The sequence below is a fragment of the Acinetobacter sp. BEC1-S18-ESBL-01 genome, from assembly GCF_014169935.1.
In the GTDB taxonomy this organism is placed as follows: domain Bacteria; phylum Pseudomonadota; class Gammaproteobacteria; order Pseudomonadales; family Moraxellaceae; genus Acinetobacter; species Acinetobacter pittii.
In genome coordinates this window covers 3,001,552-3,028,176 of sequence record NZ_AP022302.1, presented here as the reverse complement: position 1 = coordinate 3,028,176, position 26,625 = coordinate 3,001,552, and the positions used below count along the sequence as shown (strand labels likewise).

Here is a 26,625-nt window from a genome sequence, read left to right as displayed (position 1 = left end):
AATCGAGATATGCCCAATAAATATTTTAATATTTTATAAAAACAAACAGGCAAGTGATATCACTTGCCTGTTTGTTGATGTTTTTTTAAAGCTTAAACTTATTGAGCAGCGTCATCCGCACCTTGAGTTGCTTCATCTGATTGCACATCAGTTGAAGATTCAGTAGAGGTTACAGCTGGTGCAACAGTTGTATTTTCTGCTGCTTGTGGCTCAGGTTTGTCTAATAAACCGAAGCTTAAACGGTTTGTCCAACTACGTTCAGACTTAGGAGCTTCAACAGGTGTTTGTTCTGGTGCTTCAGTTTCTTCTTTATCTGAATTACCAATTAAACCAAAACTAACACGGTTGAGGAAACCACGTTTTGGAGCTTCTGCTTCAGTTGTGCTCTCTGGCGTTGCAGCAGTCGATTCACGACCGAAGATACCTAAAGTTGCACGGTTGATCCAGTTACCTTCTTTACGAGCAGCACGCATGTTAACTGTGCCATCCTTTTTCACAAGGCTTGGATAATTAAGTTTTAAAACTTCAATATATTGTTGCGAAGTAGCTTTATCACCTAACTTGTCATAGCTATATGCCAAAGTGGCTAAAGCTTCTGGAATTTGAGGTGTTTGTGGATAGTGTTCAATCACCCATTGCGAACGTTCTGCAGCGGCGATCCAAGCTTTACGTTTAACGTTGAAGCGGGCAGCAGTCATTTCATTTTCGGCAAGTTCTTGCCCAATGAATTTCATACGCTGAGCAGCATCGACAGAATATTGGCTACTTGGGAAACGACGAATTAAATCAACAAAGTTTTGATACGCAACTTTTAAATAACTCACGTCACGATGTGACTGTTGCAAAGAGGTATAACGCATCAAACTGTCGTAGTTTTGCTCCATATTGGCAACAGCACGAACATAATAAGCATAATCCACATTTGGATGTTGAGGATTTAAACGAATAAAACGTTCTGCTAAGGCAATCGCGCCTTCATAATCTTTTTGTTTAAATTTCGAATATAGAAGTTCAAGTTGTGCTTGTTGAGCGTATTGTCCAGTCGGATAATAAGTATCGATTGCCTCTAAAGACTTGGTCGCATCAAGATATTGACCACGGTCAAGCGACTTTTGGGCCTTTTCGAAGTAAGCTTGTTCACTAGATTGAGGGCCAGTATCGACCACTTCTTTTTTACTTGGATTGCTGCTACAGCCCACAAATGCAGACGCTACGCCTAAAGATAAGGCAAGCATCGTAATTTTATAACGTGGTAGCGACATAAAAACTCCTCTGTTATGTTGGGCAATGAGCTACAATTGCGCTATTAAACCACTTTTATCTCAATGATCAAATGACTTCAGCACAATCTTCAAACACAAACTTCTCTGAAACCGACTTCAATTTACTTGAAGATTCTGAGGATGCAGATAACCATACTTCTGATACAACTGCAACACGTTTATCGTTGCAAGTTCAGCTAGATGAAACCTATCTGGGACAACGTATCGATCAGGTAGCAGCCTTGGTATGGAGCGAGTTTTCACGTGAAAAGCTCAAGCAATGGTTGAAAGATGGCCATCTGTTGGTGAATGGTAACATTGTCAAGCCTAAACACCGTTGTGAAGGAACTGAGCTGCTTACGCTCGAAGTAGAGCTCGAAGCTCAGACGACGAGTCAACCCGAAAACATTCCACTTAATATTGTCTATGAAGACGATGATATTTTAGTCATTAATAAGCCAGTAGGCATGGTGGTACATCCAGGAGCAGGCAATAGTTCTGGAACTTTAGTGAATGCTTTGCTTTACCATTTCCCCAAATTGGCCGAACTTTCGCGTGCTGGTTTAGTACACCGTATTGATAAAGATACCAGCGGTTTACTGGTTGTCGCTAAAAGCCTAGAAGCTCAATTTTCTTTAAGTAAACAGTTGGCAAATAAAACGGTTTACCGTGTATATGATTTGGTTGTTTATGGAAATATTATTGCTGGCGGTACGATTGATGAACCAATCAAACGTCACCCAGTTGACCGTGTGAAAATGGCAATTTTACCGGGTGGGCGAGATGCGGTAACTCACTACAATGTAAAAGAACGCTTTAAAGATTTTACTCGTGTACAAGCTCGTCTTGAAACAGGACGAACACATCAGATCCGTGTACATTTTAGTTACATTGGTTATGGCTTGATTGGCGATCAGGTTTATATGAACCGTGTACGTGTGCCAGCTGGTGCATCTGAGCTGCTCATTGAAACTTTACGTGGTTTTAAACGTCAGGCATTGCACGCAGCTAAATTGGGCTTAAAACACCCTCGTACTGGTGAAGAAATGCTATTTGACGCGCCGTGGCCTGAAGATTTTACACATTTAGTGAATGTGTTACGTTCAGAAAACGCTGCATATTAAGGACGTGCATATGGAATTTGTTCAAGGTTTACCTCAAGGCGTATTTGTAGGGCAGACACGTGTTCAACATCCTTTGGCATTACCAACGGATCAACTTGAATTATCTGGCTTCAATTTGGCTTTACATGTCAAAGATGAGGCACAGCGTGTTCAACAGCATCGAATGATATTGTTAGATGAGTTTGCGAAATTTGGTGTTAAAAAAATGACATGGATGACTCAAACGCATAGTACGATTTGCCATACTGTAAATGAACAAATTCCTTTTAAAGCTTTAATTGGTGATGGTTTAGTTACTCAAACTAAAGGCCATGCTTTAATGATGATGACGGCTGATTGCTTACCTGTCGTGTTGGGAAATGCCGAAGGCAGTGAAGTTGCTAATTTGCATGCGGGTTGGCGTGGTTTAGCAGGTGGCATTATTGAAAATACAGTAGCCGCTATGCAGAATCCTCCAACTTGGGCATGGTTAGGAGCTGCAATCAGCCAACCTTGTTTTGAAATTGGGGCCGAAGTAAAAACTGCTTTTTGTGATAAATATCCAGAGTTGGAAACAGCTTTTGTTGAGGGCGTGGCTCCAAATAAATTTCATGCAGACTTATATGCCATTGCACGCTTTATTTTGCAAAGTCTAGGTGTGCAACAAGTCTTAGGTGGAGATCAATGTTCTTATCAACAGGGTGATGAGTATTTTTCTTATCGTCGTGATGCGAAGACAGGACGTATGGCTACGTTTGTTTTTATGTAAGTTTTGATAACTTCCTTAAATGACTCTCTTATTTTATATTTATTAAAAATAGGAGAGTTTTTTATTTAATTTGAAAATATTTCTATAGTTCGCGGTAGTGAAAACCTTATATTTCATATTTATAGATGAAGGTTTAGCAAGCGTTAATAAAATGATAAAATAGAAAAAATCGCTCAAAATTTTAATCTTATGTCTTTGCCTGAAAAACATCTCTCTATTGTCTACCACAGTCCATATGGTCATACCGCGAAGGTAGCTTCCGCTATTGCTGCTGGGGCAGAGGTGATGGGTGTAAAAGTACATTTAATGAATATTGAACATATTGATTGGGATGCACTTGATGCATCGCACGGTATTATTTTTGGTTCGCCTACCTATATGGGGAGTATGACCGCTGACTTTAAAAAGTTTATGGACAGTACTTCTAAACGTTGGAAAGAGCGTTTGTGGCAAGGCAAACTTGCAGCTGGCTTTGCAAACTCAGGTGGTCTAAGCGGCGATAAATTAGCGGTATTACAACAATTAAATATTTTTGCGATGCAACATGGCATGCTTTGGTCAGGTTTACCTTTAATGACGACTGGGCATAGTGAAAAAGATTTAAATCGATTATCGAGTTGTTTAGGTTTAATGACGCAGTCAGATAATGCACCTGTTGAAATTACTCCTCCACAAGGCGATTTAGATACTGCAAAATGGTTTGGTGAATATCTTGCTGGACTCTTATATAGATTAAATTAATAAATTCCGCGATATAAAAAAGCCTCTAAAAAGAGGCTTTTTATTTAATTACTTATGAAATATACGAGCTTTATCACGCTGCCAATCGCGATCTTTTTCAGTCGCACGTTTGTCGTGAAGTTGTTTACCTTTCACAAGCGCGATTTCAAGTTTAACCAAGTGACCTTTCCAGTAACATGCCAAAGGAACACATGAGTAACCTTTTTGGTTAACTGAACCTGTTAGCTTTTCTAGTTCTCGGCGTGATAATAATAATTTACGTGTACGTGTAGCTTCAGGTACTACATGAGTAGATGCTGAAAGGAGCGGTTGAATTTGTGCACCAAATAAAAACGCTTCACCATTCTTAAAAATGACATAACTTTCTGTCAAGCTCATCCGACCAGCACGTAAAGACTTTACTTCCCAGCCTAGTAAAGACATACCAGCTTCAAATTTTTCTTCGATAAAATAATCATGGCGGGCACGTTTGTTTTGTGCGATGGTTCCGCCATTATGTTTTTTCACTACTGTCGCTTTCGCCATAATTCAAACTTCCACAATTGCCCCTATTGTGCCGTAAACTGATGCTAAGGTGAAGTTTTTCCTGCACGTCAATATTTTGCCTGATGTATAACTTTTGCTAAAATAGGTTCACAATACAATTAGAGTACTAGCGGATGTCTAAAACGCGTGTAATTTATCCTGGAACATTTGACCCCATCACGAATGGACACGTTGATTTAGTTACTAGAGCATCAAGAATGTTTGATGAGGTTGTAGTAGCAATTGCAATTGGACATCATAAAAACCCTTTGTTCAGTCTAGAAGAGAGAGTTGAACTGGCCCAAACATCACTCAGCCATTTATCAAATGTTGAATTTGTAGGCTTTGATGGTTTGCTTGTTAATTTTTTCAAAGAGCAAAAGGCAACAGCAGTACTTCGTGGTTTAAGAGCAGTTTCTGATTTTGAATATGAATTTCAACTTGCCAATATGAACCGTCAACTTGACCCACATTTTGAAGCAGTATTTTTAACACCATCTGAGCAGTATTCATTTATTTCTTCGACATTGATTCGAGAAATTGCTCGTTTAAAAGGGGATGTAACCAAGTTTGTTCCGCAAGCTGTGGTTGAGGCTTTTGAACGTAAACATCAACAAGGTTGGTAAAGTGTCGTTATATATTACCGATGAATGCATAAACTGTGATGTTTGTGAACCAGTTTGCCCAAATGAAGCTATTTTCATGGGTGAAGTGATTTATGAAATTCACCCAGATTTATGCACTGAATGCGTTGGTCATCATGACCAGCCGCAATGTCAGTTATTTTGTCCAGTGGACTGTATTCCTAAAGATCCGCAGCATGTGGAGACGGAAGATGAGCTATTCGATAAATATAAAAAATTAATTGCTCAAAAAAGCACAAGCAATTAGTAAATAAATTTGTTAATATGCGCCCCTGAAGTGAGCTGGATGGTCGCTGCTGTGGAGGTCTTCGTGACTGAAGCAGGGGAGGAAAGTCCGGGCTTCATAGGGCAGGGTGCCAGGTAACGCCTGGGCGGTGAAAGCCGACGGAAAGTGCAGCAGAGAGTAGACCGCCTCATTCGTGAGGTAAGGGTGAAAGGGTGCGGTAAGAGCGCACCGCGTGTCTGGTAACAGTTCACGGCATGGTAAACCCCACCAGAAGCAAGACCAAATAGGAATCCTGAGGTACGGCCCGTACTGGATTCGGGTAGGTCGCTTGAGCGTATGAGTGATTGTACGCCTAGAGGAATGACCATCCTCGACAGAACCCGGCTTATAGGCTCACTTCACCTCATTTTATTTAAAATTTTTCTTGACGTGCGTTAAAGAAGTTAAGATAATGCGCGCACAGTTTTCGGCTATGTAGCTCAGTTGGTTAGAGCACCGCACTCATAATGCGGGGGTCACAAGTTCAAGTCTCGTCATAGCCACCATTTTATAGACCACGCTCCTGCGTGGTCTTTTTTTATGCTCATTTTTTGATTAAACACAGTTTGTAAAGACCGACTTTATAGTTATGGCATTGTTTGTCTAGATCAATTTCTTCATGTTCTTATAACACTTAACAAGGATGTTGAAGACATGAAAAGGTCATTATTATTTTTTGGAATTTTAAGTTTAACGGCGGGAGTAGAGGCTTCTGCGGCTGATTTGAGTTGGGGAGATCCAACTTTGGATTCGGGACAGTTTAAAGTTTCTGGTGCCGTGCGTTCCCGTTATTTGCATAAAGATTATGTGGTTGATGCAAATGAAGGTTCTCAAAATGATGACTGGCGATTAACTGATATTAAATTAGTGCTAGGTTATGAAAATCCAGATTGGATTGCAGGTGCGGATGCCCGTTGTTATCAATATGATCGCTTATGTGATGCGATTTTCCTAAAAAAAGCTTGGGTAGGTTATAAATTATCTGATCAGCAGAGAATCACGGCAGGTTTGCAACCCGTTGATTTTGGCTTTGGCGAGTTTTGGGGCAGTAGTTATTACGAAACACTTTTAAATACAGTTGGTTTAGAAGATATCGATAATCTGGGGATTAAATATAAATTTGCAGATGATAAATATAATTTGACCTTAGGTTTCTATCCAACTGATGGAGGAAACTATAAGGGAACGTCAAAAGACTCAAGTAGATACAGCGGTAATTTCGTTGAAGCTGATGATTTAACTACAGGAACCAATATTGAAGAAAAAAATATGTGGATTGCACGGGCCTCTACAAAATTTGAGCTTGATAAAGCTCAAAAAATTTCGACCGAGTTAGGAGGTTCAGTCTGGTATTCTGATTTAGAAAATAAAAGAACAGATGAAGATGGACACCGCAAATCATGGAATGTATTTGCTCAAACGCAATATCAAGCATGGCAATGGATATTCTTAGCTGGTAAGCAAGATGTCACGAATGGCGACGATTTATTCCCTAATAGTTCAACGATTGGTGCGTTCGACTATCCATATCAAGTTGCTAATAAAGGCAAATATCTGGTCAATGAAATTAACTATACCTTTGCTCAGCCATTTCACAAACTTGAAAATATTAAACCTTATATCTCTCATAGCCGCTTCTTTAAAGATGAGAATGGTTATAAAGACTCTGAACGCTTAATTGCAGGGGTTTATTTTAATTACAAAGCCATTGGTATTCAGGGTGAATACATTATGAGTAAAAATGATCCAATGGTTGGTGGTGGGGCTGATGGCCTTGCACAAGGTAGTCGTAATGATTGGGATAAACTGTTCTATCTTTCAATTGGATATTATTTCTAAAATTTAAAAGTAAACGATTGCCCTAAGTGAATAGGCCTCACTTAGGGCTTTTTTTATAGAAAGACTTTTTCAGGCGGCGGTTCTCGTTTAACTGCTGGAGAAATGAGTTGTCCTCGGTTTAGATTTTGAACGTGCTGTAAACGATTGAGCAATTCGTTTTGAATGAACAAAATACAGGTTTGCAATTTAGATGAGCTTTTAAGCCGTGATGGATAAACCGCCCAAATATCCGCATCTTGCCAATATTCGGGCAAAATGTGTTGGAGTTGACCTGTAATTAATTCATCTGCAACATCCCAAATTGATCGGAAAATAATCCCGTGGCCTTCTATGGCAAGTTGATGAATAATTTCGCCGTTATTAGAAACAAAGCGTGGTTTGACATGAACCGAGACATCTTCAGAAGCATGTCTAAATTTCCATAGCACAGATGATTGATCACGCTCACTAATCGTCAAACAATCATGTGTTTGCAAGTCTTCAATGCTGTCTGGTACGCCATGTTTAAGTAAATAGCTTGGTGCTGCACATAAAATTCGAAAATTAGAAGCTAACTTTTTCGCAATCATGTTTGGCGCAATTTCATTACCAATTCTGATGTCTAAATCAATACTGTGTTGAATCAGGTCTTTAGTATTGTCGATGGTATCAAAATGAATTTGAAGCTTTGGATAAAGCATCATTAATTTAGACAGAATTGGGGCGATATGCTTTCTGCCAAAACCAAAGCTACTAATAATATCCATACGACCCGTGGGTGTACTCAGCGGGTTATTCACTAGTTCACAGACTTCATCAAATTCTTCAAGAATATTTGAAACTCTTTCAAGAATAAGTTTGCCGTCTTCCGTTAGGCTGACATGACGCGTGCTGCGATGAAAAAGTTTGCAGCTTAACGTGTTTTCTAAAATATTAATTCGCTTGCTAATAAAAGCTGGCGAAGTCCCGAGTTCCTCAGCAGATTCGACAAAACTTTTTAGTTTGGCGACTGTGCAAAAAACCTTTAAATCCGATAGGTTAGGTAGATTATTCACGATCCGTGTCCATTGGAGTGATAGTTCTGTTGTTGATCATTTTTGCTTAAAACATCATGTTTAAGCCATACAAGGATATTAGTCGAAGGTGTGAAGGAAGCTTATGGCAAAAAGATATAAAGTTGCCACGATTGCAGGCGATGGCATTGGTTTAGAAGTTCTACCAGAAGGCATTAAGGTTGTAAAGGCAGCAGCAGAAAAGCATGGCATTGAGCTTCAGTTAGATGCTTTCGATTGGGCAAGCTGCGATTACTACCTTGAGCACGGCAAAATGATGCCAGATGACTGGTTTGAAACTTTGCAGGGCTACGATGCAATTTATTTTGGCGCTGTAGGCTGGCCAGATAAAGTGCCGGACCATATTTCGCTTTGGGGTTCGCTGCTCCAGTTCCGTCGTGGTTTTGACCAATATGTGAATTTACGTCCAGTGCGCTTAATGCCGGGTGTTAAATGTCCCTTAGTAGGTAAAAAACCAAGCGATATCGACTTCTACGTGGTCCGTGAAAACAGTGAAGGTGAATATTCAGCCATTGGTGGTAAGGCTTTTGAAGGAACAGATCGAGAGTTTGTTTTACAAGAAGCTGTATTTACGCGTCATGGTGTAGATCGCATTTTGCGTTATGCATTTGAGTTTGCAAATCAACGTGAAGCGAAAAAAATTACAGCAGCGACCAAATCAAATGGTATTGCCGTCAGCATGCCGTATTGGGATGAACGCGTTGACGCAATGGCAAAACAATATCCACAAATTCAAGCTGATAAACAGCACGTTGATATTTTAGCAGCTCGTTTTGTGTTGCAGCCTGAGCGTTTTGATGTGGTTGTGGCATCGAATTTATTTGGTGACATTCTTTCCGATTTAGGCCCTGCATGTACAGGAACTATTGGTTTGGCTGCTTCGGCAAATTTAAACCCAGAAAGAAAATTCCCATCATTGTTTGAACCTGTACATGGTTCGGCACCAGATATTTACGGTAAACAAATTGCCAATCCAATCGCTGCGATTTGGTCAGCTGCCATGATGTTCGAATTCTTTGGCGAAGAAGATGAACGTTGCATTCAAGCAGGTCAGGACATTATGCAGGCGATTGAGCATGTATTAATTAATGGGCCAAAGACAGCCGATATCGGCGGTCAGGCAAAAACTTATGAGGTAGGAGATGCAATTGCATCGTGTGTAGCCCAAATTAAAATGGACGTGTTCGCTATGGAATAACGCCATCCAAAAATGGATGTATGGATATGGATAATCAAAACACAAAAATTTATACGGATAAAGTTCTTGCCGTAACCAGCTTACTGTTTGTATTTATTTCAGTTGCTGGTTTGGCGATTTATTCGCAAGAGTCGATCAAGATTGCTGCAACATGGATGCAGTGGACGACATCGGTATTTACAACACCAGTATTACTGTTTGCTTTTTTAGCTATCATTTTTACTTTTGGTCTGGCCTTTAGTAAATACGGCAAAATCAAACTAGGTGAAGGGAAGCCTCAATACACCACGATGTCATGGATTTTTATGTTCATTTTGTCAGGTATTGGGTCTTCTACACTGTACTGGGGCTTTTTGGACTGGGCTTATTATTATCAAACTCCGGGTTTGAGCTTACCGCCTGAGTCAGCAGAAGCATTAAAATATAGCGTGGCTTACTCTTTTTTTCATTCTGGCTTAAGTGCTTGGGCAATTTATGCTTTGGCATCAATTTCTTTGTGCTACAGCTACCATGTGAGAAAAAACAAGGGTTTAAGTTTAGCTTCAGTGATTGAGGCTGTGACAGGCTTTAAATCAACTGGCGTGGTTGGTCGTTTAGTCGACTTAATGTTCTTGCTTTGCATGTTCGGTGCATTGACGATTTCATTGGTACTCACTGCCGTGACATTTACCAATATTTTGTCTCAGCTCACAGGCATTCCAAATACCTTTATGACTAAAGTCATCATTATTTTGGGTGTTTCGGTTCTGTTTGCACTAAGTTCTTATGTCGGTATGGATAAAGGCATGCAACGTTTAAGTCACATGGTGTGCTTAGGTGTAGTGCTATTTGCAATTTATGTACTTTGCTTTGGTCCGACTCAATTCATTTTGAATAATTCATTAATGAGTTTTGGGTTAATGGCTACCAACTTTGTTGATATGAGTTTGTTTACCGACCCAATGGGTGACGGCAAGTTTACTCGTGAATGGACTGTTTTCTACTGGTTATGGTGGATTTCATATGCACCGGGTGTGGCACTGTTTGTAACGCGTGTTTCTAAAGGCCGTACTATTAAAGAAGTGATCTTTGCCATGGTGATTGGTGGCAGTGTTGGTCTTTGGTTTATCTTTGGTGTGTTTGAAAACTACAGCGTTTATAGCTTTATTCATGGGGCTGTAAATGTACCGCAAATCTTAAGCCAACAGGGTGGTGAGGTTGCAATTGGACAATTGCTCAGCCTGTTACCTGCTGGAAAGCTGATGATGTGGATTTTCCTCGGCATTATGGTGGTGTTCTTGGCAGCACATATGGATGCGGTCGGATATGCAGTTTCAGCAACATGTACACGTGGTTTAAGTGAAGGGCAAGATCCATCGCCAAACGCACGTCTGTTCTGGTGTGTCATGCTGACTTTGGTTCCAATTGCCATGATCTTTAGTAAGGCACCTTTAGACACCATGAAAACGGCAACTATTGTGACGGCTTTACCATTCATCGTGATTATTCTGATTCAGACCTATGGCTTAGTTAAATGGCTCATACAGGATTATGCCAAAGTCCCATCACATTTGATTGAACAACAAGGTTATGATGATGCGGAAATTGGTTTAAACCAGTCTCAAGATGAACATGCAAAACGGATGCAGCTTGAGCTTGCAAGCTCAATCAAACTGGACAGAAAAACCAGCTAGAGGGAATGGTAATGACTACATGTGAACAGACCACGTATGTTTTAAGTGAAGAAATGCAAAGCCTTGTGTATTGGAGCAGCATTTATTCACCAGCAGATGCAGATATTGACTCAGTCCGCGCGGCCTATGACGCGATGTGTCGACACTACACTTTGCCTCGTGATGGCAAGATCGAAGTAGAAGATAGAGTTGTTGCAAATGCAGAGCATTCAGTACCTGTTCGCATCTATTCACCAAAAACTAAACGACCTGAAGCTGGTTGGCCATGTGTGTTGTATTTACATGGTGGCGGTTGGATGGTGGGTGGACTCGATTCACATGAGTTTATTACCAGTTATTTATGTCAGGACTTAAATGCAGTTGTCATTGGTGTGGATTATCGCATGGCACCCGAGCATCGCTTTCCAGCAGCCTTTGAAGATTGTTTAGCAGTTTATCAATGGCTTAAACAACATAGTTCTGACTGGCAGATTGATAGCGAAAATATCGTTCTAGCAGGCGATAGCGCAGGCGGTAACTTAGCAGCAGCCCTTGCAGTGCATCTACAGCATAGTGGTATGCAAGCTCAAGGTCTGGCTTTGGTTTATCCGTGTTTAACTACAGCACTTGATACACCAGCCGCACAACAGCATGCCCATGCGCCGTTACTCACAACCGAAGATATGCATTTTTATTTAAAGGAATATGCACCGAATTCACAAGATTGGCAGGATTTACGTCTAGCGCCTTTATTGGCAACTGATTTTTCAGATATGCCTACAAGTTTTGTGGCGGTTGCAGAATATGACCCTTTAAGTGATGACGGTTATTTCCTTACCCAAAAATTGGAACAAGCAGGTATCCCTAACGAGTTCCATTTAGGCAAAGGTTTATTACATGGCAGTTTACGTCTCATGCGTGATTGCCCAGAAGTTCAACAGTTATATCAAAACATGCTGAGTGCGATACGTCGCATGTTTGGCAGTGTCGAAAAGACATCAATTTAATATCGAGTCATTTGGACGAAAAGAATTTAATGGAGTAATAACATGAGTGCAGTTGAAAAATTACCTGAAGATTTTTGCGCAAACCCAGATGTTGCATGGACTTTCCCTAAAGTTTTCTATACTTCATCACAAGTTTTTGAGCATGAGAAAGAAGCAATCTTTGCTAAAAGCTGGATTTGTGTTGCACATGGCAGTGAATTGGCACAACCGAATGACTATATTACCCGTAAAGTAATTGGTGAAAATATTGTCATCATTCGTGGTAAAGATAGTGTTTTACGTGCGTTTTATAATGTGTGTCCGCACCGTGGTCACGAGCTTTTAAGTGGCAGTGGTAAAGCAAAAAATGTAATTACCTGCCCATATCATGCTTGGACTTTTAAGCTAGACGGTAGCTTAGCTTTGGCGCGTAACTGTGACCATGTCGAATCTTTTGATAAAGAAAATTCAAGCATGGTGCCTTTAAAAGTTGAGGAATATGCAGGCTTTGTTTTCATTAATATGGATGAAAATGCGACTTGTGTAGAAGACCAACTTCCGGAATTTGCTGAGCGTTTAAATCAAGCATGTAGCGTAATTAAAGATTTGAAACTGGCAGCACGTTTTGTGACAGAAACGCCAGCAAACTGGAAAGTGATTGTTGATAACTATCTAGAATGTTACCACTGTGGACCAGCGCATCCTGGTTTTGCTGATTCGGTACAAGTTGATAAATATTGGCATACCACACATCAGAACTGGACATTGCAATATGGCTTTGCGCGCTCATCTGAGAAGTCATTCAAGCTTGATCCATCAGTAACAGATCCTGAATTTCACGGTTTCTGGACTTGGCCTTGCACGATGTTCAACGTACCACCGGGCAGTAATTTCATGACTGTAATCTATGAGTTCCCAGTCGATGCAGAAACGACTTTGCAGCATTACGATATTTACTTTACGAACGAAGAACTTACTCAAGATCAAAAAGATTTGATTGAGTGGTATCGCAATGTATTCCGTCCTGAAGATTTGAACTTGGTAGAAAGTGTACAACGTGGTTTGAAATCACGTGGTTATCGAGGTCAAGGCCGTATTATGACTGATAAGCAACGTTCAGGAATTAGTGAACATGGTATTGCTTACTTCCAACATTTAGTGGCGCAGCATCACAAATAAAACAAATGGATCTATTCAGGTGTAAAGATGACTTACACCTGATTCTTCAGTTAGGAAGATGATATGTCGAGTTTACAAAGTACTGAATTATTTCAGCAACAAGCCTATATTAACGGACAATGGTTAGCTGCACAGTCGAATGCGGCGGTTCCGGTAACTAACCCTGCAACAGGCGAAGAAATTGGCACAATTCCAAATATGGGAGCGGCTGAGGCGACTCAAGCAGTTGAGGCTGCTTATACGGCTTTAAAAAGTTGGAAAGCTTTAACTGCCCAAAACCGTGCAGATATTTTATTGGCTTGGTACAAATTGGTTCTCGATCATACCGATGAACTTGCTTTAATCATGACTATTGAGCAGGGAAAACCTTTGGCAGAAGCGAAAGGTGAGGTACGTTACGCTGCATCATTTATTCAATGGTTTGCCGAAGAAGGCAAGCGTATTTATGGCGATGTGATTCCAACCGTCAATAATCAGCAGCGTTTTATTATTAGTAAAGAACCTATGGGTGTCGTGGCTGCTATTACGCCGTGGAATTTCCCAATTGCTATGATTACGCGTAAAGCAGCACCAGCTTTAGCAGCTGGATGTACGATAGTGATTAAGCCAGCAAATGAAACACCTTACTGTGCTTTAGCGATTGCGAAACTTGCCGAAAAAGCAGGTATTCCAGCTGGTGTAATTAATGTTGTTACCGGTAAATCTCAAGAAATTGGTTCTGTATTTACTTCCCATGAAAAAGTGAAGAAATTGACCTTTACTGGCTCAACGCCAGTGGGCCGTTTATTGATGCAGCAGTGTTCAAGCACCATTAAAAAATTGGCGCTTGAGTTGGGCGGAAATGCTCCTTTGATTGTATTTGACGATGCCGATTTAGATAAAGCTGTACAAGGTGCGATTTTTGCCAAGTTCCGTAATGCAGGCCAGACCTGTGTTTGTGCTAACCGCATTTATGTACATGACAATATTTATCAAGCTTTTGCCGAGAAGTTTGTACAAGAAGTACAAAAGTTTAAAGTCGGTAACGGTTTGGAAGATGGCGTACAAATTGGTCCATTAATTAATGAAAAAGCAGTTTTGAAAGCACAGCAGTTGATTGATGATGCAGTGAGCAAAGGCGCTAAAATTGCTTGCGGTGGTAAACAGCATGTTTTAGGGCAAACCTTTTATGAGCCATCAGTTCTAACGAACGTTGACCGTACAATGGAAATTGTCCAAGAAGAAATTTTTGGTCCAGTTGCGCCGCTTATTCGCTTTACAGATGAAGCAGACGTCGTTTCTCAAGCAAATGACACGATCTTCGGTTTGGCTGCTTATGTGTATAGCGAAAATATTTCACGTTTATGGCGAGTATCAGAACAGCTTGAATATGGAATGGTCGGCATGAATGCCACAGCAATTTCAAATGAAGTTGTACCATTCGGTGGTGTGAAGCAATCAGGTGTTGGGCGTGAAGGCTCAAAGTATGGTCTTGAAGAATTTATGACCATTAAATATATGTGTTTAGGGCTTTAAGGATAAGCCCTAACAACAAGAATATGCGGTAAAAGAAGGATTCTAATATGGCTAATCATTATGAAATGTTCCCAGCGGTTGTTACTCGTGTGGAACAGCTAACCCCTTTAATCAAACGGTTTACGTTCAAACGTCAAGATGGGCAGAACTTTCCTCGATTTAGTGGGGGAAGCCATATTATTGTCAAAATGAATGAACAGCTTTCAAATGCGTATTCATTGATGAGCTGTACGCAAGATTTATCAACTTACCAAGTCTGTGTTCGTAAAGATGTGGAAGGTAAGGGTGGTTCAGTGTTTATGCATGATCAGTGTAATGAAGGCTGTGAAATTCAGATTTCAGAACCAAAAAATTTATTTCCTTTAGCTGAAACAGGCAATAAACATATTTTAATTGCAGGTGGAATTGGTATTACACCATTCTTACCTCAGATGGACGAGCTTGCAGCACGTGGTGCAGATTTTGAGCTACATTATGCTTACCGCTCACCTGAACATGCGGCTTTGTTAGATGAGTTAAAGCAGAAACATGCAGAGCGTGTATTTAGTTATGTTGACTCAGAAGGCTGTACGCTTGACTTAGATCAACTCATTTCATCACAACCAAAAGGCACACATGTTTATGTATGTGGTCCTAAACCCATGATCGATGCGGTAATTGACTGTTGTAATAAGCATCGTTATCGCGATGAGTACATTCACTGGGAACAATTTGCTTCAACAGTTCCTGAAGATGGGGAAGCTTTTACGGTTGTACTTGCCAAGTCTAATCAGGAAATTGAAGTACAAAGTAACCAGACGATTTTACAAGCTATTGAAACATTAAATATTGATGTGGAATGCTTATGTCGCGAAGGCGTATGCGGTACATGTGAAACTGCTATTTTAGAAGGTGAAGCAGAGCATTTCGATCAATACTTAAGTGATGCAGAAAAGGCCTCACAGAAGAGCATGATGATTTGTGTATCGAGAGCTAAAGGTAAAAAACTAGTATTAGATCTTTAATATATTTCTGTGGCCGATCAATTGTTTAAAGCAAAAAAATGCTAAAAAAAGAACAAATAATGATGATCTGAATCTTATTTGTTCAATTGATGGGCATTAAGGGTTTTTACCTATTGACCTGCTATACAGAACTATAGATAATGCGCACACAGTTTACGGCTATGTAGCTCAGTTGGTTAGAGCACCGCACTCATAATGCGGGGGTCACAAGTTCAAGTCTCGTCATAGCCACCATTTTAAAAACCACGCTCCTGCGTGGTTTCTTTTTATCTATTTTTTACTCATTAAAATGTTTTTCAATCATATCGAGTGTTTTTGAGCTTTGATAAAAGGGAGCTAAAAGCGCTTGAAGTAAAGGTTCTAAAATACCGTGCTCATTAAAGGCATCCATAACCTTCGGATAAAAACGTAAAGCTTCGGTTTGTAAATCGCTTTCGGTTAACCCAATCTCACTTAATACTTCAAATAAACTCTGATCTTTATAAAAGTCATAAAAAACTTCGACACCATACAAAATCAGATCTTGCATAAATTGTGACTGGCGTAATTCTTTCCAGTATTCGTAAATTAAAACAAAAAACTCTTCAACATCGAGAGGAGTGAGCTGTTTCATAAATTCATACATTTTTTTATGTCTAATATCTTCCCAAACATGACGTACTAGACTTTCTAAATCTTCACTCGATAAAAGACTTAATTCTGTAAGTTGCTCATGAATAAAACTGGCAATCCAAGTTTCAAGTTTATGCTCAAGACGTTGTTGCTGTAAAAAAGAGAATTTTTTGAGCTTATGTTGCCATTCAAAATGGTAGTCATCTATTCTAGATGCAGTTAGAAGTTTTGGTAATTTTTGTTCTAGAGTTGAGGTTGCAATATATTGGCAAAGCTGTTGTACAGAAGGGCTAGTTCTTAAAAACTGATTGAGATAATGAGGAATATGCTCCATTTCTAAAAATTTAGAAAGCCACATTTCAAATTGGTGGTCAGAGACCAAGTCTTGTAACTGAATTGGAGACTTCATAGCAGATAAATAAATACGCTGCGCGATTTCCCCAATAAACTCAAGTAAACCGGCACCTAGCTGCATTTCAAAAGCATAGCGTTTCACAACCGCTTGTAGTTGTTCTAAATCAACAACCTCATGTAGCTTGATTTCGTCAGCATGTTGCATAAATAACTGAATGAACTGCTGGAAATAAATAGGTGAGTTTTCTATAGATAATTGTTTTTTGAAAAATTCCACCTGCTCAAGCAAAAGTGCTTGAGCAAGTGCTGTAGTTTTTGATGAGTTTTTCTGCTCAGTCATTCGCTGTCCAACCGTTGACAATCGGATAACGTCGTTCACGACTAAATGCACGAGAGGTAATTCTCGGGCCAATCGCACCTTGACGACGTTTGTATTCATTACGATCAACTAAACGGATGACTTTTTCAACAACTTCTTTATCAAAACCTTTGGCAATAATATCGGCCTGACCTAAATCTTCTTCAATGTATGCATAAAGGACGGCATCCAATACATCATATGCTGGTAAAGAGTCTTGGTCTTTTTGATCTGGGCGAAGTTCTGCTGAAGGTGGGCGGGTAATCACACGCTCAGGAATCACAGGAGTTTCGCTTAAGCTGTTACGGTATTTTGCTAATTCAAACACGATAGTTTTATAAACATCTTTTAGAACAGCAAAGCCACCAACCATATCGCCATAAAGCGTACAGTAGCCAACTGAAAGTTCAGATTTATTCCCTGTAGCAAGGACTAAATTACCAAACTTGTTTGATAAGCCCATAAGCAATGTACCACGAGCACGCGCTTGTAAATTTTCTTCAGTTGCATCAGCTGGTGAATTACCAAAGAAAGGATACAAGGTTTGCATGAAGCTATTTACGATTGAGTGAATTTCAGCAATACCGAAAGTCACACCCATACGGCGAGCTTGTTCAGCCGCATCTTCTACACTAATTTGAGAAGTGTAAGTATAAGGCATCATTACAGCTTGCACTTTTTCTGCACCGATTGCATCCACAGCAATCGCAAGTGTAAGGGCAGAGTCGATACCACCAGAAAGACCCAGAATCACACCTGGGAAGCCTGAGCGCTCTACATAGTCACGAGTTGCCATGACTAAACCTTGATAGATTTCTGCAAATGTTTCTAATGCAGGAGCAGATTCAGTGACTTTAAATAACTTTGTATCACGGTCAAATTCAGCAATATAAATGTCTTCTTTAAAGCTTGGTGCTTGTAAAGCAATTTCACCATTTTGATTGCTGACAAAACTTGTACCATCAAAAATTAAATCGTCTTGTCCGCCCACTTGGTTAACGTAAACAATATTTAGATGAAGTTGTTTTGCAAGTTCACTTAAGGTCTGTATACGGTGTTGTGGTTTGCCGACTTCATATGGTGATGAGTTGAGTACAAGAGCAGTATCAACATTTAATTGGCTCAACTGTTTGACCGTATTAATTGACCAGATATCTTCACAAATTAATACACCAAACTTATGTCCAAGATATTCAAACACCAAATGCTGATGGCCTTTTTGGAAATAGCGTTTTTCATCAAAGACGCCATAGTTTGGTAAATTATGTTTATTAAAAACACCCAAAACTTGACCGTCTTTCATGACAGCAGCAGAATTATAACGTTGACCATCTTCTGTCTGGTTTACAAATCCGAAAACCATAACAATATCTTTAACTTCGGCAAGTTGTGCAAAAGCCTTTTGCATACGTTTATTTAAGTTTGGACGTAACAATAGATCTTCAGCTGGATAACCAATAACAGAAAGCTCGGGAAAAATAATCAGGTCAGCGTCTTGTTTTTTCGCCTGATTTACTTGCTCAATCATCTTTTGGGTGTTTGAGTCAATATTGCCAATATGCGGAGAAAACTGAGCAAGGGCAACTTTAAAACTTTTCATTCAAACCTAATCCTAGATCATAACGAATATAGATACACACAGTGTTGATTTTTATGAATATAATTTTTCAACGATGTGTATGATACGATAGTAAACAATTAAAATAGTAAACAAAAATGTCAAGATCAATAATATATACCAATCCCATATTTTCTGCGTAAAAATAACGAGATTTTCTGTATAGAATAGAAACAGGCTTCATTATTTTTATTGTTTGTATACTGCCTTATCACAAGCTAATTTGGAATAAGTCTGTTCTATTTTTTTCAATAATTTGAATTGAATAAGCGCACTTTTATAGTTTAGATAAGTATTTCTGATTTATAAGAATTCTCATTTACATTACGCAAAAAATGTTACGTTCAAAGCGAGATTGATTATTTAGTTACAAATGAAGTCGAGGTGAACAGATAATATTTGGGATTTTTCCAGAGCAAATATCGCGCGCAATTTCACCTTGCTGTTCAATATTATACGTACTAAATGCCTTGTCAGGGTGGTAGGTATATTTGTAGGGATTGTAACTTTTAAAGCTGAGGTAATAGGCTGATTGTAATAAAGCACCTTTAAATAGTACATGAATGCCTTTTTGATATTGCATGACGTGGGTGAGTTCGTGAATGAAAATACCCTGCATAAACTTAGACTCTAGAGCGTAATTTTCACTGTAATCAGCAGGATTAACATAAATATTCCCATTGGGGGCCATAAAAATACCGCAACTCTGCCAAGGGAGGTAGCGCGTAGCAATAATTTTAGGCCGTTCGCAATCAAGCATGTCACCGAAAACCATTTGCGCTAATATTTTTTCTTGAGCAGTCAAATGTCTAATCGGATAGTTTTTTAAGTGACGGAAAATAAAAAGTGTAAGAAGGATAAATGGTGTATGGATTAAGCGTTTAAGGGCATTAAAAGTTAGCATAGCTTTGCCATTAAATGAGTTCATCTATTTGTTTAGCATAGTATAGATCATGTGTTGCTAAATAAAGAGCTATGACTATTCATTAGTTTTATAGTTCTGTTTTTATAAATGTTTAAATGAATTTCATGTTTTTATTATTGTGAATATAAGACTTCTTAGAGAAGAAAAGCAAAAGCCCCAGTTAGAACTGAGGCTTTACAACAACTAAAATCACAACAGCAAATAAAATTAAGGTTGGCATTTCATTAAAAAAGCGCCAGAACTTATGTGATTTATAGTGAGCATTTCCGATGAGCTTTTTACGATAATAGCCACATACCAAATGATAAATCACTAATAAAGCCACTAATCCAACTTTGAGGTAAAACCATGTGGCTTGATGGTAATGTCGAGTTGCATCACCCCACTCTACAAGGAAATGGGCGGTAATTAATGTAGCAATCATTGAAGGCCACATAATTCCACGATACAACTTGCGTTCCATTACCTCAAAGCGTTGATGACTTGCAGCATCTTCACTCATAGCATGATAAACATATAGACGTGGTAAGTAGAACAAAGCAGCGAACCAGCAAACCACGGCAATAATATGTAATGCTTTTACCCACAAAAAAGCATCAGAAGGTGCATCCATCGATAATCCTAGGTGGGATTATGCATCCCACTTCTTGAAAATAAGGCAAGCGTTAACACCGCCAAAGCCAAAACTGTTACTCATTACAGTATTCAATTTTGCATCACGTTTTTCAAGTACGATATCGAAAGGTTTTGCGCCTTCATCAAGTTCAGTCACGTTGATGTTTGGTGCAATAAAGTCATTTTGCATCATTAGCACAGAGTAAATAGCCTCCTGTACACCAGCCGCACCCAAGCTATGACCTGTCATAGATTTGGTTGAGCTAAGAGGAGGTACGTTACCTTCACCAAATGCACGTTCCATTGCTTTAAGTTCTGTAATGTCACCAGCTGGAGTAGAAGTACCATGTGTATTTACATAGTCAATTTTCTCTACGCCATGTTGCTTAGCTTCTTCAAGTGCCATTAATACACAACGTGTAGCACCTTCACCACTTGGAGCAACCATGTCCGCGCCATCACTGTTCGCAGCATAACCTACTACTTCAGCTAAAATGTTCGCACCACGTGCTTGCGCGTGCTCAAGTGATTCAAGTACTACAAAACCGCCACCGCCAGCAATAACGAAGCCGTCACGGTCTGCTGAATATGGACGAGATGCTGTTTCTGGAGAGTCGTTATATTTCGAGCAAAGTGCGCCCATTGCATCAAACAATAAACTTTGAGACCAGTGATCTTCTTCACCGCCACCAGCAAGCATAAGGTCTTGTTTGCCAAGTTGAATTAAGTTGTACGCATAACCAATTGCATCTGCAGAAGTTGCGCAAGCACTTGTAATAGTATGTGAAATACCTTGTAGCTTAAATGCAACACCTACGTTTGCAGTAATGGTGTTTGACATGTTACGTGGTACAAAGAATGGACCCACTTTACGTGCGCCTTTAGTCTCTAATAATTCTGTCATTTCAACAACAGAAGCAGTTGAGCCACCACCTGAACCACCTGCAATACCATAACGTGGATTACCAGCAAGTTGTTCAGGAGTAAGGCCTGCATGTTCAACTGCAGCTACAGCAGCGTTGTATGCATACATCGCACATACGCCCATGAAGCGTTTTAATTTACGGTCGATATTATCAAAGTCTTGTTCTGCAGCAGCGCTGACATGACTTTTAAAATTGAGTTCAGCATAAGTTGGGTTAAAACGTGTCCCGGAGATTCCATTTTGAAGTGAATGAGTAACTGCTTCTAAAGAGTTACCGATACATGAGTTAATACCCATACCAGTGATTACAACACGTTTCATCTACAGGTCCCTTTATGGTGATATTTAAGAGTCTATCGTGTTCAACAGCTATGAAAATGAATAGGAGAATATAGCTGTAAGAAAACGGGACTCATGTTTTTCGTTGTTAACATGATAGCAGAAAGGATTTTTATTTCTTATGGCAAATCTTTATGACAATTTTACATTTAAAAAAAATAACCAAATACATAGTATGTTGCATTTAGGGTTAACTAAAATACACACATTCAAGTTGAGATAAATCCACATTCCACCTAGTATTTATCTCTAATTAGATAAATTAAAAAATCGAGGTACTTGATGACAAAATTTAATAATAATCAATCTGACAATTTGTTTTCTCAGGTCTTCGGAGTGGCTAAAAAGCTCAGTTCTACAGGATTGAGTATCTTGCAACAGAACCAATCAGGTGACGTCAGTAAGGTAATTGAACCAATCTCAACTGGAAAAACTGTTGAAGGTAGATCGAGAACAAAAAGCCCATTTGAAGTTGAGCAATATGAAAGTCCTCAACAAATGCTAAGAGAACATTTACCAAAAGTCACACGTCAGGTATTTGGTCGACATTTTAAAAAAGTAAATGGTGTCGCTACATTTCTTTCGCCAGATTGGGATGAAAAAATCTCAGGCCACTTATTTAATTGGTTAAATGACTTTAGTTCAAAAAGTACCTTAACTGAAAAAATCCTAGAAGAAGCGGGTGCTAAAGATTTATTTGAATTAACTAAAGATACAGGTCGTTCTCAACGTCTAAGTCAGGCGCTTATAGAACAAAACAAGCTCATTGCGACTGTACAAGGTGCAATTACAGGTGTATCAGGCGTGGTTGGTGCAGCTGTAGATATTCCAGTTTCATTGGTTTTAGTTTTAAGAACTATTTACCAGACAGGAAGATCACATGGCTTTGATTTGCTAGAGGTGGCAGACCAAGATGTTGTTGAGTTTATTTTTAAAGAAGTTGACATTAGCCTGATTGCAGAGAAACAAACTCTTTTGTTGGCTTTAAAAACATTGCGGAATATGTTGGAAACTCAAGATATTCATCAATTTCAGCAAGTATTAGGTTCAACCACAGATATAGATACTTTAAAGAACTGGTTAACAGATGAAGAAGGGGAGTTTAAATGGGAATGGTTAAATCGTATTCCTAAACTTTCAGCTTTTGGTAAGTTTACCCCAGTTGCAGGCGCTGTTTTAAGTGCAGTATATAGCTGGAAATTACAAGAAGATGTAGGACATAAAGCTCAGGCAATTTTTGGAGCTGCAAGACATTATTTAAACGAACATCCAAGTGAGCATTTATCTCCACTACAGGCTTATTATGCTGCGGTTACACTCATTCAAAAAGCAAGCCCAAGACTTTTAAATGTAGGGGAAGATGGCAACATTCATGCTGCTCATCATCATAAAGTAGAAAACCACGAGGTAATCTCGAAAGTATCTATTGTGTTAAAACCTACAGAAAGTGAAAAAAGTGAAGAGAAAGTTCAGGAAAATGTTCATAAAGGCTTAGAAAAACTTGCTGACAAACATGTGACAGAACATGAGCATACTGAACAAAAGCCTGCTCTAACTCCAGAGGATGATGACGAGATATTGGAAGATAAAAAATACTCTTAACAATACGCTTACAAAGTGAAGGTTTAAAAAGTAAAAATAGCCTCTATTTAAATTTGTAAATCGTGCTGTCAAACATTGATATGGTCAACATTTGGTAAGTATTGCCGTGTTGACCATTTTTGCATCTTGGCTTACAATTATGTGCCCTTAAAAAGAGGTATTTTCTTTTTAAGGTTTTTTAATAACGGGAGAATTGCCATATGGCAACAACGAATCAGTTGATCCGTAAGGGTCGTACGACTTTGGTTGAAAAATCCAAAGTTCCTGCGTTGAAGGCTTGTCCACAACGTCGTGGTGTTTGTACACGTGTTTATACAACTACACCTAAAAAACCTAACTCAGCTATGCGTAAGGTTTGCCGTGTTCGCTTAACTTCAGGTTTTGAAGTATCTAGCTACATCGGTGGTGAAGGCCATAACTTACAAGAGCACAGTGTTGTTCTTATCCGTGGTGGTCGTGTTAAAGACTTACCGGGTGTACGTTACCATACCGTTCGTGGTTCATTAGACTGTGCTGGTGTTAAAGATCGTAATCAATCACGTTCTAAATACGGTACTAAGCGTCCTAAGAAGTAATTCTAGGAAACTAGTCGAATAAGCCCTTTAGCGTTTCGCTTGTTTGAATTCTTCATAGATTTGTAATTCAAGCGACGTATAGTAAGGCCAGCGTCGTGTACATGACACTTGTACAAACTGCTGGATCATCCTGAAGTGTCATATTATTAGGTGTATTAAAATGCCAAGACGTCGCGTAGTCGCTGCTCGTGAGATCCTTCCAGATCCAAAATTTAGCAGCCAAACAATCGCTAAATTCATGAACCACGTAATGCAAGATGGTAAAAAATCTATTGCAGAAAGTATCGTTTACGGTGCTTTAGAACGCGTTCAAGAAAAAAACAAAGTAGACCCAGTTGAATTTTTCGAGACTACTCTTGAAAAAGTTCGTCCTATGGTTGAAGTAAAAGCACGCCGTGTTGGTGGTGCTACTTATCAAGTACCTATGGAAGTACGCCCATCCCGTCGTACTGCCTTAGCTATGCGTTGGTTAGTAGATGCTGCTGCTAAGCGTTCTGAAAAAACGATGGCTTTACGTCTTGCTGGTGAGTTGCTTGATGCAGCTGAAGGTAAAGGTGCAGCAATCAAAAAACGTGAAGATGTGCACCGTATGGCTGAAGCTAACAAAGCCTTCTCTCACTACCGTTTCTAAGCGGATAAAACAGGCCTTATTCAGGAGAATATTCATGCGTACAGCAGCTCGATTCAACATTGCTCTCTATCAAAGTGGGGGCTTTGCAGGTATTTAAGTTGCCTGTTTGGATATTCGCGCGCATCAATTTAATTGGTGCGTCCTGTTTTAAATATAACATTTAGGAATGTAGACATCATGGCTCGCCAAACCCCAATTACTCGTTACCGTAACATCGGTATTTCTGCGCACATTGACGCAGGTAAAACAACTACAACTGAACGTATTTTGTTCTACACAGGTGTATCTCACAAAATTGGTGAAGTACACGACGGTGCAGCAACAATGGACTGGATGGAACAAGAGCAAGAGCGTGGTATTACAATTACCTCTGCTGCTACGACTTGTTTCTGGTCTGGTATGGGTAACCAATTCGAACAACACCGTATCAACGTAATTGACACCCCGGGACACGTAGACTTCACAATCGAAGTTGAACGTTCTATGCGTGTTCTTGACGGTGCGTGCATGGTTTACTGTGCTGTAGGTGGTGTACAACCTCAGTCTGAAACTGTATGGCGTCAAGCGAACAAATATAAAGTGCCTCGTTTAGCATTCGTGAACAAGATGGACCGTACTGGTGCAAACTTCTTCCGTGCTGTTGAGCAAGTTAAAACTCGTTTAGGTGGTAATCCTGTTCCTATCGTTGTGCCAATTGGTGCTGAAGATACATTCCAGGGTGTTGTTGACCTTATCGAAATGAAAGCGATTATCTGGGATGAAGCATCTCAAGGTATGAAGTTTGAATATGCTGATATCCCAGCTGACCTAGTTGATACGTCTAACGAATGGCGTACAAAAATGGTTGAAGCTGCGGCTGAAGCTTCTGAAGAATTAATGGACAAGTACCTAGAAGAAGGTGATCTTTCTAAAGAAGACATCATCGCTGGTTTACGTGCTCGTACATTAGCTTCTGAAATTCAAGTAATGCTTTGTGGTTCTGCGTTCAAGAACAAAGGTGTTCAACGTATGTTGGATGCTGTAATTGAATTCTTACCATCACCTACAGAAGTTAAAGCGATCGAAGGTATCCTTGACGATAAAGACGAAACTAAAGCGTCTCGTGAAGCATCTGACGAAGCTCCGTTCTCTGCACTTGCGTTCAAAATCATGAACGACAAATTCGTAGGTAACTTAACATTCGTACGTGTTTACTCTGGTGTTCTTAAACAAGGTGATCCGGTTTATAACCCAGTTAAAGCTAAGCGTGAACGTATCGGTCGTATCGTGCAAATGCATGCGAACGAACGTCAAGATCTTGATGAAATCCGTGCAGGTGATATCGCAGCGTGTGTAGGTCTTAAAGACGTTACAACTGGTGATACATTATGTGATGAGAAAAACATCATTACTCTTGAGCGTATGGAATTCCCAGAGCCAGTAATTTCATTGGCTGTTGAACCAAAAACTAAAGCAGACCAAGAAAAAATGTCTATCGCTTTAGGTCGTTTGGCTAAAGAAGATCCATCGTTCCGTGTTCGTACAGACGAAGAATCTGGTCAGACAATTATTGCTGGTATGGGTGAACTTCACCTTGACATCATTGTTGACCGTATGAAGCGTGAATTCGGTGTTGAAGCTAACATTGGTAAACCAATGGTTGCTTACCGTGAAACGATCAAAAAGTCTGTTGAACAAGAAGGTAAGTTCGTACGTCAAACTGGTGGTAAAGGTAAGTTTGGTCACGTATATGTACGTCTTGAACCGCTTGATGTTGAAGAAGCTGGTAAAGAATACCAATTCGTTGAAGAAGTTGTTGGTGGTGTAGTACCTAAAGAATTCTTTGGCGCGGTTGACAAAGGTATTCAAGAACGTATGAAGAATGGTGTATTGGCTGGTTACCCTGTTGTTGGTATTAAAGCGACATTATTCGACGGTTCTTACCATGACGTCGACTCTGACGAATTATCGTTCAAAATGGCAGGTTCTTATGCCTTCCGTGATGGTTTCATGAAAGCGGATCCTATCCTTCTTGAACCTATCATGAAAGTTGAAGTAGAAACTCCAGAAGACTACATGGGCGATATCATGGGTGACTTAAACCGTCGTCGTGGTATGGTTCAAGGTATGGACGATCTTCCTGGTGGAACAAAAGCAATTCGTGCAGAAGTTCCTCTTGCTGAGATGTTTGGTTACGCGACTCAAATGCGTTCTATGTCTCAAGGTCGTGCGACTTACTCTATGGAATTTGCTAAATATGCTGAAACTCCACGTAACGTGGCTGAAGGCATCATCGCTAAATTCCAAGCTGGCGGTAAAAAAGGTGACGACGAGTAATCTTTCGATTACTATAAGCCC

At 39.7% G+C, this 26,625-nt stretch carries 24 protein-coding genes, 2 tRNA genes and 1 other RNA gene; 19 read left to right on the top strand and 8 right to left on the bottom strand.

What is annotated here, in order from left to right:
• Positions 1-98 precede the first annotated feature (98 nt).
• On the bottom strand, positions 99-1,262 hold the full coding sequence (locus H7R46_RS14410; protein WP_005070947.1) for an outer membrane protein assembly factor BamD: 1,164 nt from the start codon (positions 1,260-1,262) through the stop codon (positions 99-101).
• Between the two features lie 71 nt (positions 1,263-1,333).
• Between H7R46_RS14410 and rluD the strand changes: the two genes are divergently transcribed.
• The 3 genes from rluD (at position 1,334) to H7R46_RS14395 (ending at position 3,875) form a co-directional block, all read left to right on the top strand.
• Positions 1,334-2,386 carry a 23S rRNA pseudouridine(1911/1915/1917) synthase RluD gene (gene rluD / locus H7R46_RS14405; protein WP_005070945.1) on the top strand — a complete coding sequence of 351 codons (1,053 nt, stop codon included), beginning with the start codon at positions 1,334-1,336 and terminating at the stop codon, positions 2,384-2,386.
• 10 nt (positions 2,387-2,396) lie between these two features.
• The gene (gene pgeF, locus H7R46_RS14400; protein ID WP_005070942.1) at positions 2,397-3,134 is read left to right on the top strand and encodes a peptidoglycan editing factor PgeF; all 738 of its coding nucleotides are present in this window, start codon (positions 2,397-2,399) and stop codon (positions 3,132-3,134) included.
• A gap of 189 nt (positions 3,135-3,323) precedes the next feature.
• The gene (locus H7R46_RS14395; protein ID WP_005070940.1) at positions 3,324-3,875 is read left to right on the top strand and encodes a flavodoxin family protein; all 552 of its coding nucleotides are present in this window, start codon (positions 3,324-3,326) and stop codon (positions 3,873-3,875) included.
• A 48-nt stretch (positions 3,876-3,923) separates the two neighbouring features.
• Here the strand turns inward: H7R46_RS14395 and smpB are convergent, their stop codons facing one another.
• The gene (gene smpB / locus H7R46_RS14390; RefSeq protein WP_002120348.1) at positions 3,924-4,400 is read right to left on the bottom strand and encodes an SsrA-binding protein SmpB; all 477 of its coding nucleotides are present in this window, start codon (positions 4,398-4,400) and stop codon (positions 3,924-3,926) included.
• 134 nt (positions 4,401-4,534) lie between these two features.
• On the opposite strand from smpB, the gene coaD reads away from it, so the two are divergent.
• From coaD to H7R46_RS14365, 5 genes are all read left to right on the top strand, one after another.
• Positions 4,535-5,026 (top strand): pantetheine-phosphate adenylyltransferase, encoded by a 492-nt coding sequence (coaD, locus tag H7R46_RS14385; RefSeq protein WP_005070938.1) that lies wholly within the window; start codon positions 4,535-4,537, stop codon positions 5,024-5,026.
• Position 5,027: 1 nt separating this feature from the next.
• Positions 5,028-5,291: a YfhL family 4Fe-4S dicluster ferredoxin gene (locus H7R46_RS14380; protein WP_005070936.1), complete on the top strand. Its 264-nt coding sequence runs from the start codon at positions 5,028-5,030 to the stop codon at positions 5,289-5,291.
• 27 nt (positions 5,292-5,318) lie between these two features.
• Positions 5,319-5,674: RNase P RNA component class A (rnpB, locus tag H7R46_RS14375), an RNA gene on the top strand.
• A gap of 64 nt (positions 5,675-5,738) precedes the next feature.
• Positions 5,739-5,815 (top strand) — tRNA-Met (locus H7R46_RS14370).
• Positions 5,816-5,963: 148 nt separating this feature from the next.
• Positions 5,964-7,148: a porin gene (locus H7R46_RS14365; RefSeq protein ID WP_005070935.1), complete on the top strand. Its 1,185-nt coding sequence runs from the start codon at positions 5,964-5,966 to the stop codon at positions 7,146-7,148.
• A gap of 53 nt (positions 7,149-7,201) precedes the next feature.
• On the opposite strand, the gene H7R46_RS14360 is transcribed toward H7R46_RS14365, so the two are convergent.
• Entirely contained in the window at positions 7,202-8,182 is a 981-nt protein-coding gene (locus tag H7R46_RS14360; RefSeq protein WP_005070933.1) for a LysR family transcriptional regulator, read from the bottom strand.
• Positions 8,183-8,285: 103 nt separating this feature from the next.
• Here H7R46_RS14360 and H7R46_RS14355 point away from each other — a divergent pair, with 103 nt between their 5' ends.
• The 7 genes from H7R46_RS14355 to H7R46_RS14325 all read left to right on the top strand — a co-directional run bounded on the left by H7R46_RS14355 (position 8,286) and on the right by H7R46_RS14325 (position 15,968).
• On the top strand, positions 8,286-9,398 hold the full coding sequence (locus tag H7R46_RS14355) for a tartrate dehydrogenase (RefSeq protein WP_005070931.1): 1,113 nt from the start codon (positions 8,286-8,288) through the stop codon (positions 9,396-9,398).
• 20 nt (positions 9,399-9,418) lie between these two features.
• Positions 9,419-11,071, top strand: a complete 1,653-nt coding sequence (locus tag H7R46_RS14350) for a BCCT family carnitine transporter (RefSeq protein WP_080631146.1) — start codon at positions 9,419-9,421, stop codon at positions 11,069-11,071.
• An 11-nt stretch (positions 11,072-11,082) separates the two neighbouring features.
• Positions 11,083-12,057: an alpha/beta hydrolase gene (locus tag H7R46_RS14345; protein WP_005070928.1), complete on the top strand. Its 975-nt coding sequence runs from the start codon at positions 11,083-11,085 to the stop codon at positions 12,055-12,057.
• A 42-nt stretch (positions 12,058-12,099) separates the two neighbouring features.
• The gene (gene cntA / locus H7R46_RS14340; RefSeq protein WP_002120432.1) at positions 12,100-13,215 is read left to right on the top strand and encodes a carnitine monooxygenase subunit alpha; all 1,116 of its coding nucleotides are present in this window, start codon (positions 12,100-12,102) and stop codon (positions 13,213-13,215) included.
• A gap of 63 nt (positions 13,216-13,278) precedes the next feature.
• Positions 13,279-14,730, top strand: a complete 1,452-nt coding sequence (locus H7R46_RS14335; protein ID WP_005070926.1) for an NAD-dependent succinate-semialdehyde dehydrogenase — start codon at positions 13,279-13,281, stop codon at positions 14,728-14,730.
• A gap of 47 nt (positions 14,731-14,777) precedes the next feature.
• Entirely contained in the window at positions 14,778-15,734 is a 957-nt protein-coding gene (gene cntB, locus H7R46_RS14330; RefSeq protein ID WP_005070924.1) for a carnitine monooxygenase, reductase subunit CntB, read from the top strand.
• A 157-nt stretch (positions 15,735-15,891) separates the two neighbouring features.
• A tRNA-Met gene (locus H7R46_RS14325) sits at positions 15,892-15,968 on the top strand.
• A 43-nt stretch (positions 15,969-16,011) separates the two neighbouring features.
• Here the strand turns inward: H7R46_RS14325 and H7R46_RS14320 are convergent.
• The 5 genes from H7R46_RS14320 to H7R46_RS14300 form a co-directional block, all read right to left on the bottom strand.
• The gene (locus H7R46_RS14320) at positions 16,012-17,040 is read right to left on the bottom strand and encodes a hypothetical protein (protein WP_005070922.1); all 1,029 of its coding nucleotides are present in this window, start codon (positions 17,038-17,040) and stop codon (positions 16,012-16,014) included.
• Entirely contained in the window at positions 17,033-18,658 is a 1,626-nt protein-coding gene (locus tag H7R46_RS14315) for an NAD+ synthase (RefSeq protein WP_005070920.1), read from the bottom strand. The genes H7R46_RS14320 and H7R46_RS14315 overlap by 8 nt, the downstream gene beginning before the upstream one ends.
• Before the next feature lie 385 nt (positions 18,659-19,043).
• Complete coding sequence (locus H7R46_RS14310) at positions 19,044-19,604, bottom strand: hypothetical protein (protein WP_005070918.1); 561 nt, start codon at positions 19,602-19,604, stop codon at positions 19,044-19,046.
• 157 nt (positions 19,605-19,761) lie between these two features.
• Positions 19,762-20,214 carry a protoporphyrinogen oxidase HemJ gene (gene hemJ / locus H7R46_RS14305; RefSeq protein ID WP_002120291.1) on the bottom strand — a complete coding sequence of 151 codons (453 nt, stop codon included), beginning with the start codon at positions 20,212-20,214 and terminating at the stop codon, positions 19,762-19,764.
• 18 nt (positions 20,215-20,232) lie between these two features.
• A complete protein-coding gene (locus H7R46_RS14300) occupies positions 20,233-21,462 on the bottom strand; it encodes a beta-ketoacyl synthase N-terminal-like domain-containing protein (RefSeq protein ID WP_002120440.1) in 1,230 nt (409 codons plus the stop codon).
• A 300-nt stretch (positions 21,463-21,762) separates the two neighbouring features.
• Here H7R46_RS14300 and H7R46_RS14295 point away from each other — a divergent pair, with 300 nt between their 5' ends.
• The 4 genes from H7R46_RS14295 to fusA all read left to right on the top strand — a co-directional run bounded on the left by H7R46_RS14295 (position 21,763) and on the right by fusA (position 26,604).
• A complete protein-coding gene (locus H7R46_RS14295) occupies positions 21,763-23,082 on the top strand; it encodes an EcsC family protein (protein WP_005070914.1) in 1,320 nt (439 codons plus the stop codon).
• Positions 23,083-23,282: 200 nt separating this feature from the next.
• Complete coding sequence (gene rpsL, locus H7R46_RS14290) at positions 23,283-23,657, top strand: 30S ribosomal protein S12 (protein ID WP_002050319.1); 375 nt, start codon at positions 23,283-23,285, stop codon at positions 23,655-23,657.
• Positions 23,658-23,817: 160 nt separating this feature from the next.
• A complete protein-coding gene (gene rpsG, locus H7R46_RS14285; protein WP_001138055.1) occupies positions 23,818-24,288 on the top strand; it encodes a 30S ribosomal protein S7 in 471 nt (156 codons plus the stop codon).
• A gap of 177 nt (positions 24,289-24,465) precedes the next feature.
• A complete protein-coding gene (gene fusA, locus H7R46_RS14280) occupies positions 24,466-26,604 on the top strand; it encodes an elongation factor G (protein WP_002120436.1) in 2,139 nt (712 codons plus the stop codon).
• The last annotated feature ends 21 nt before the right edge of the window (positions 26,605-26,625 follow it).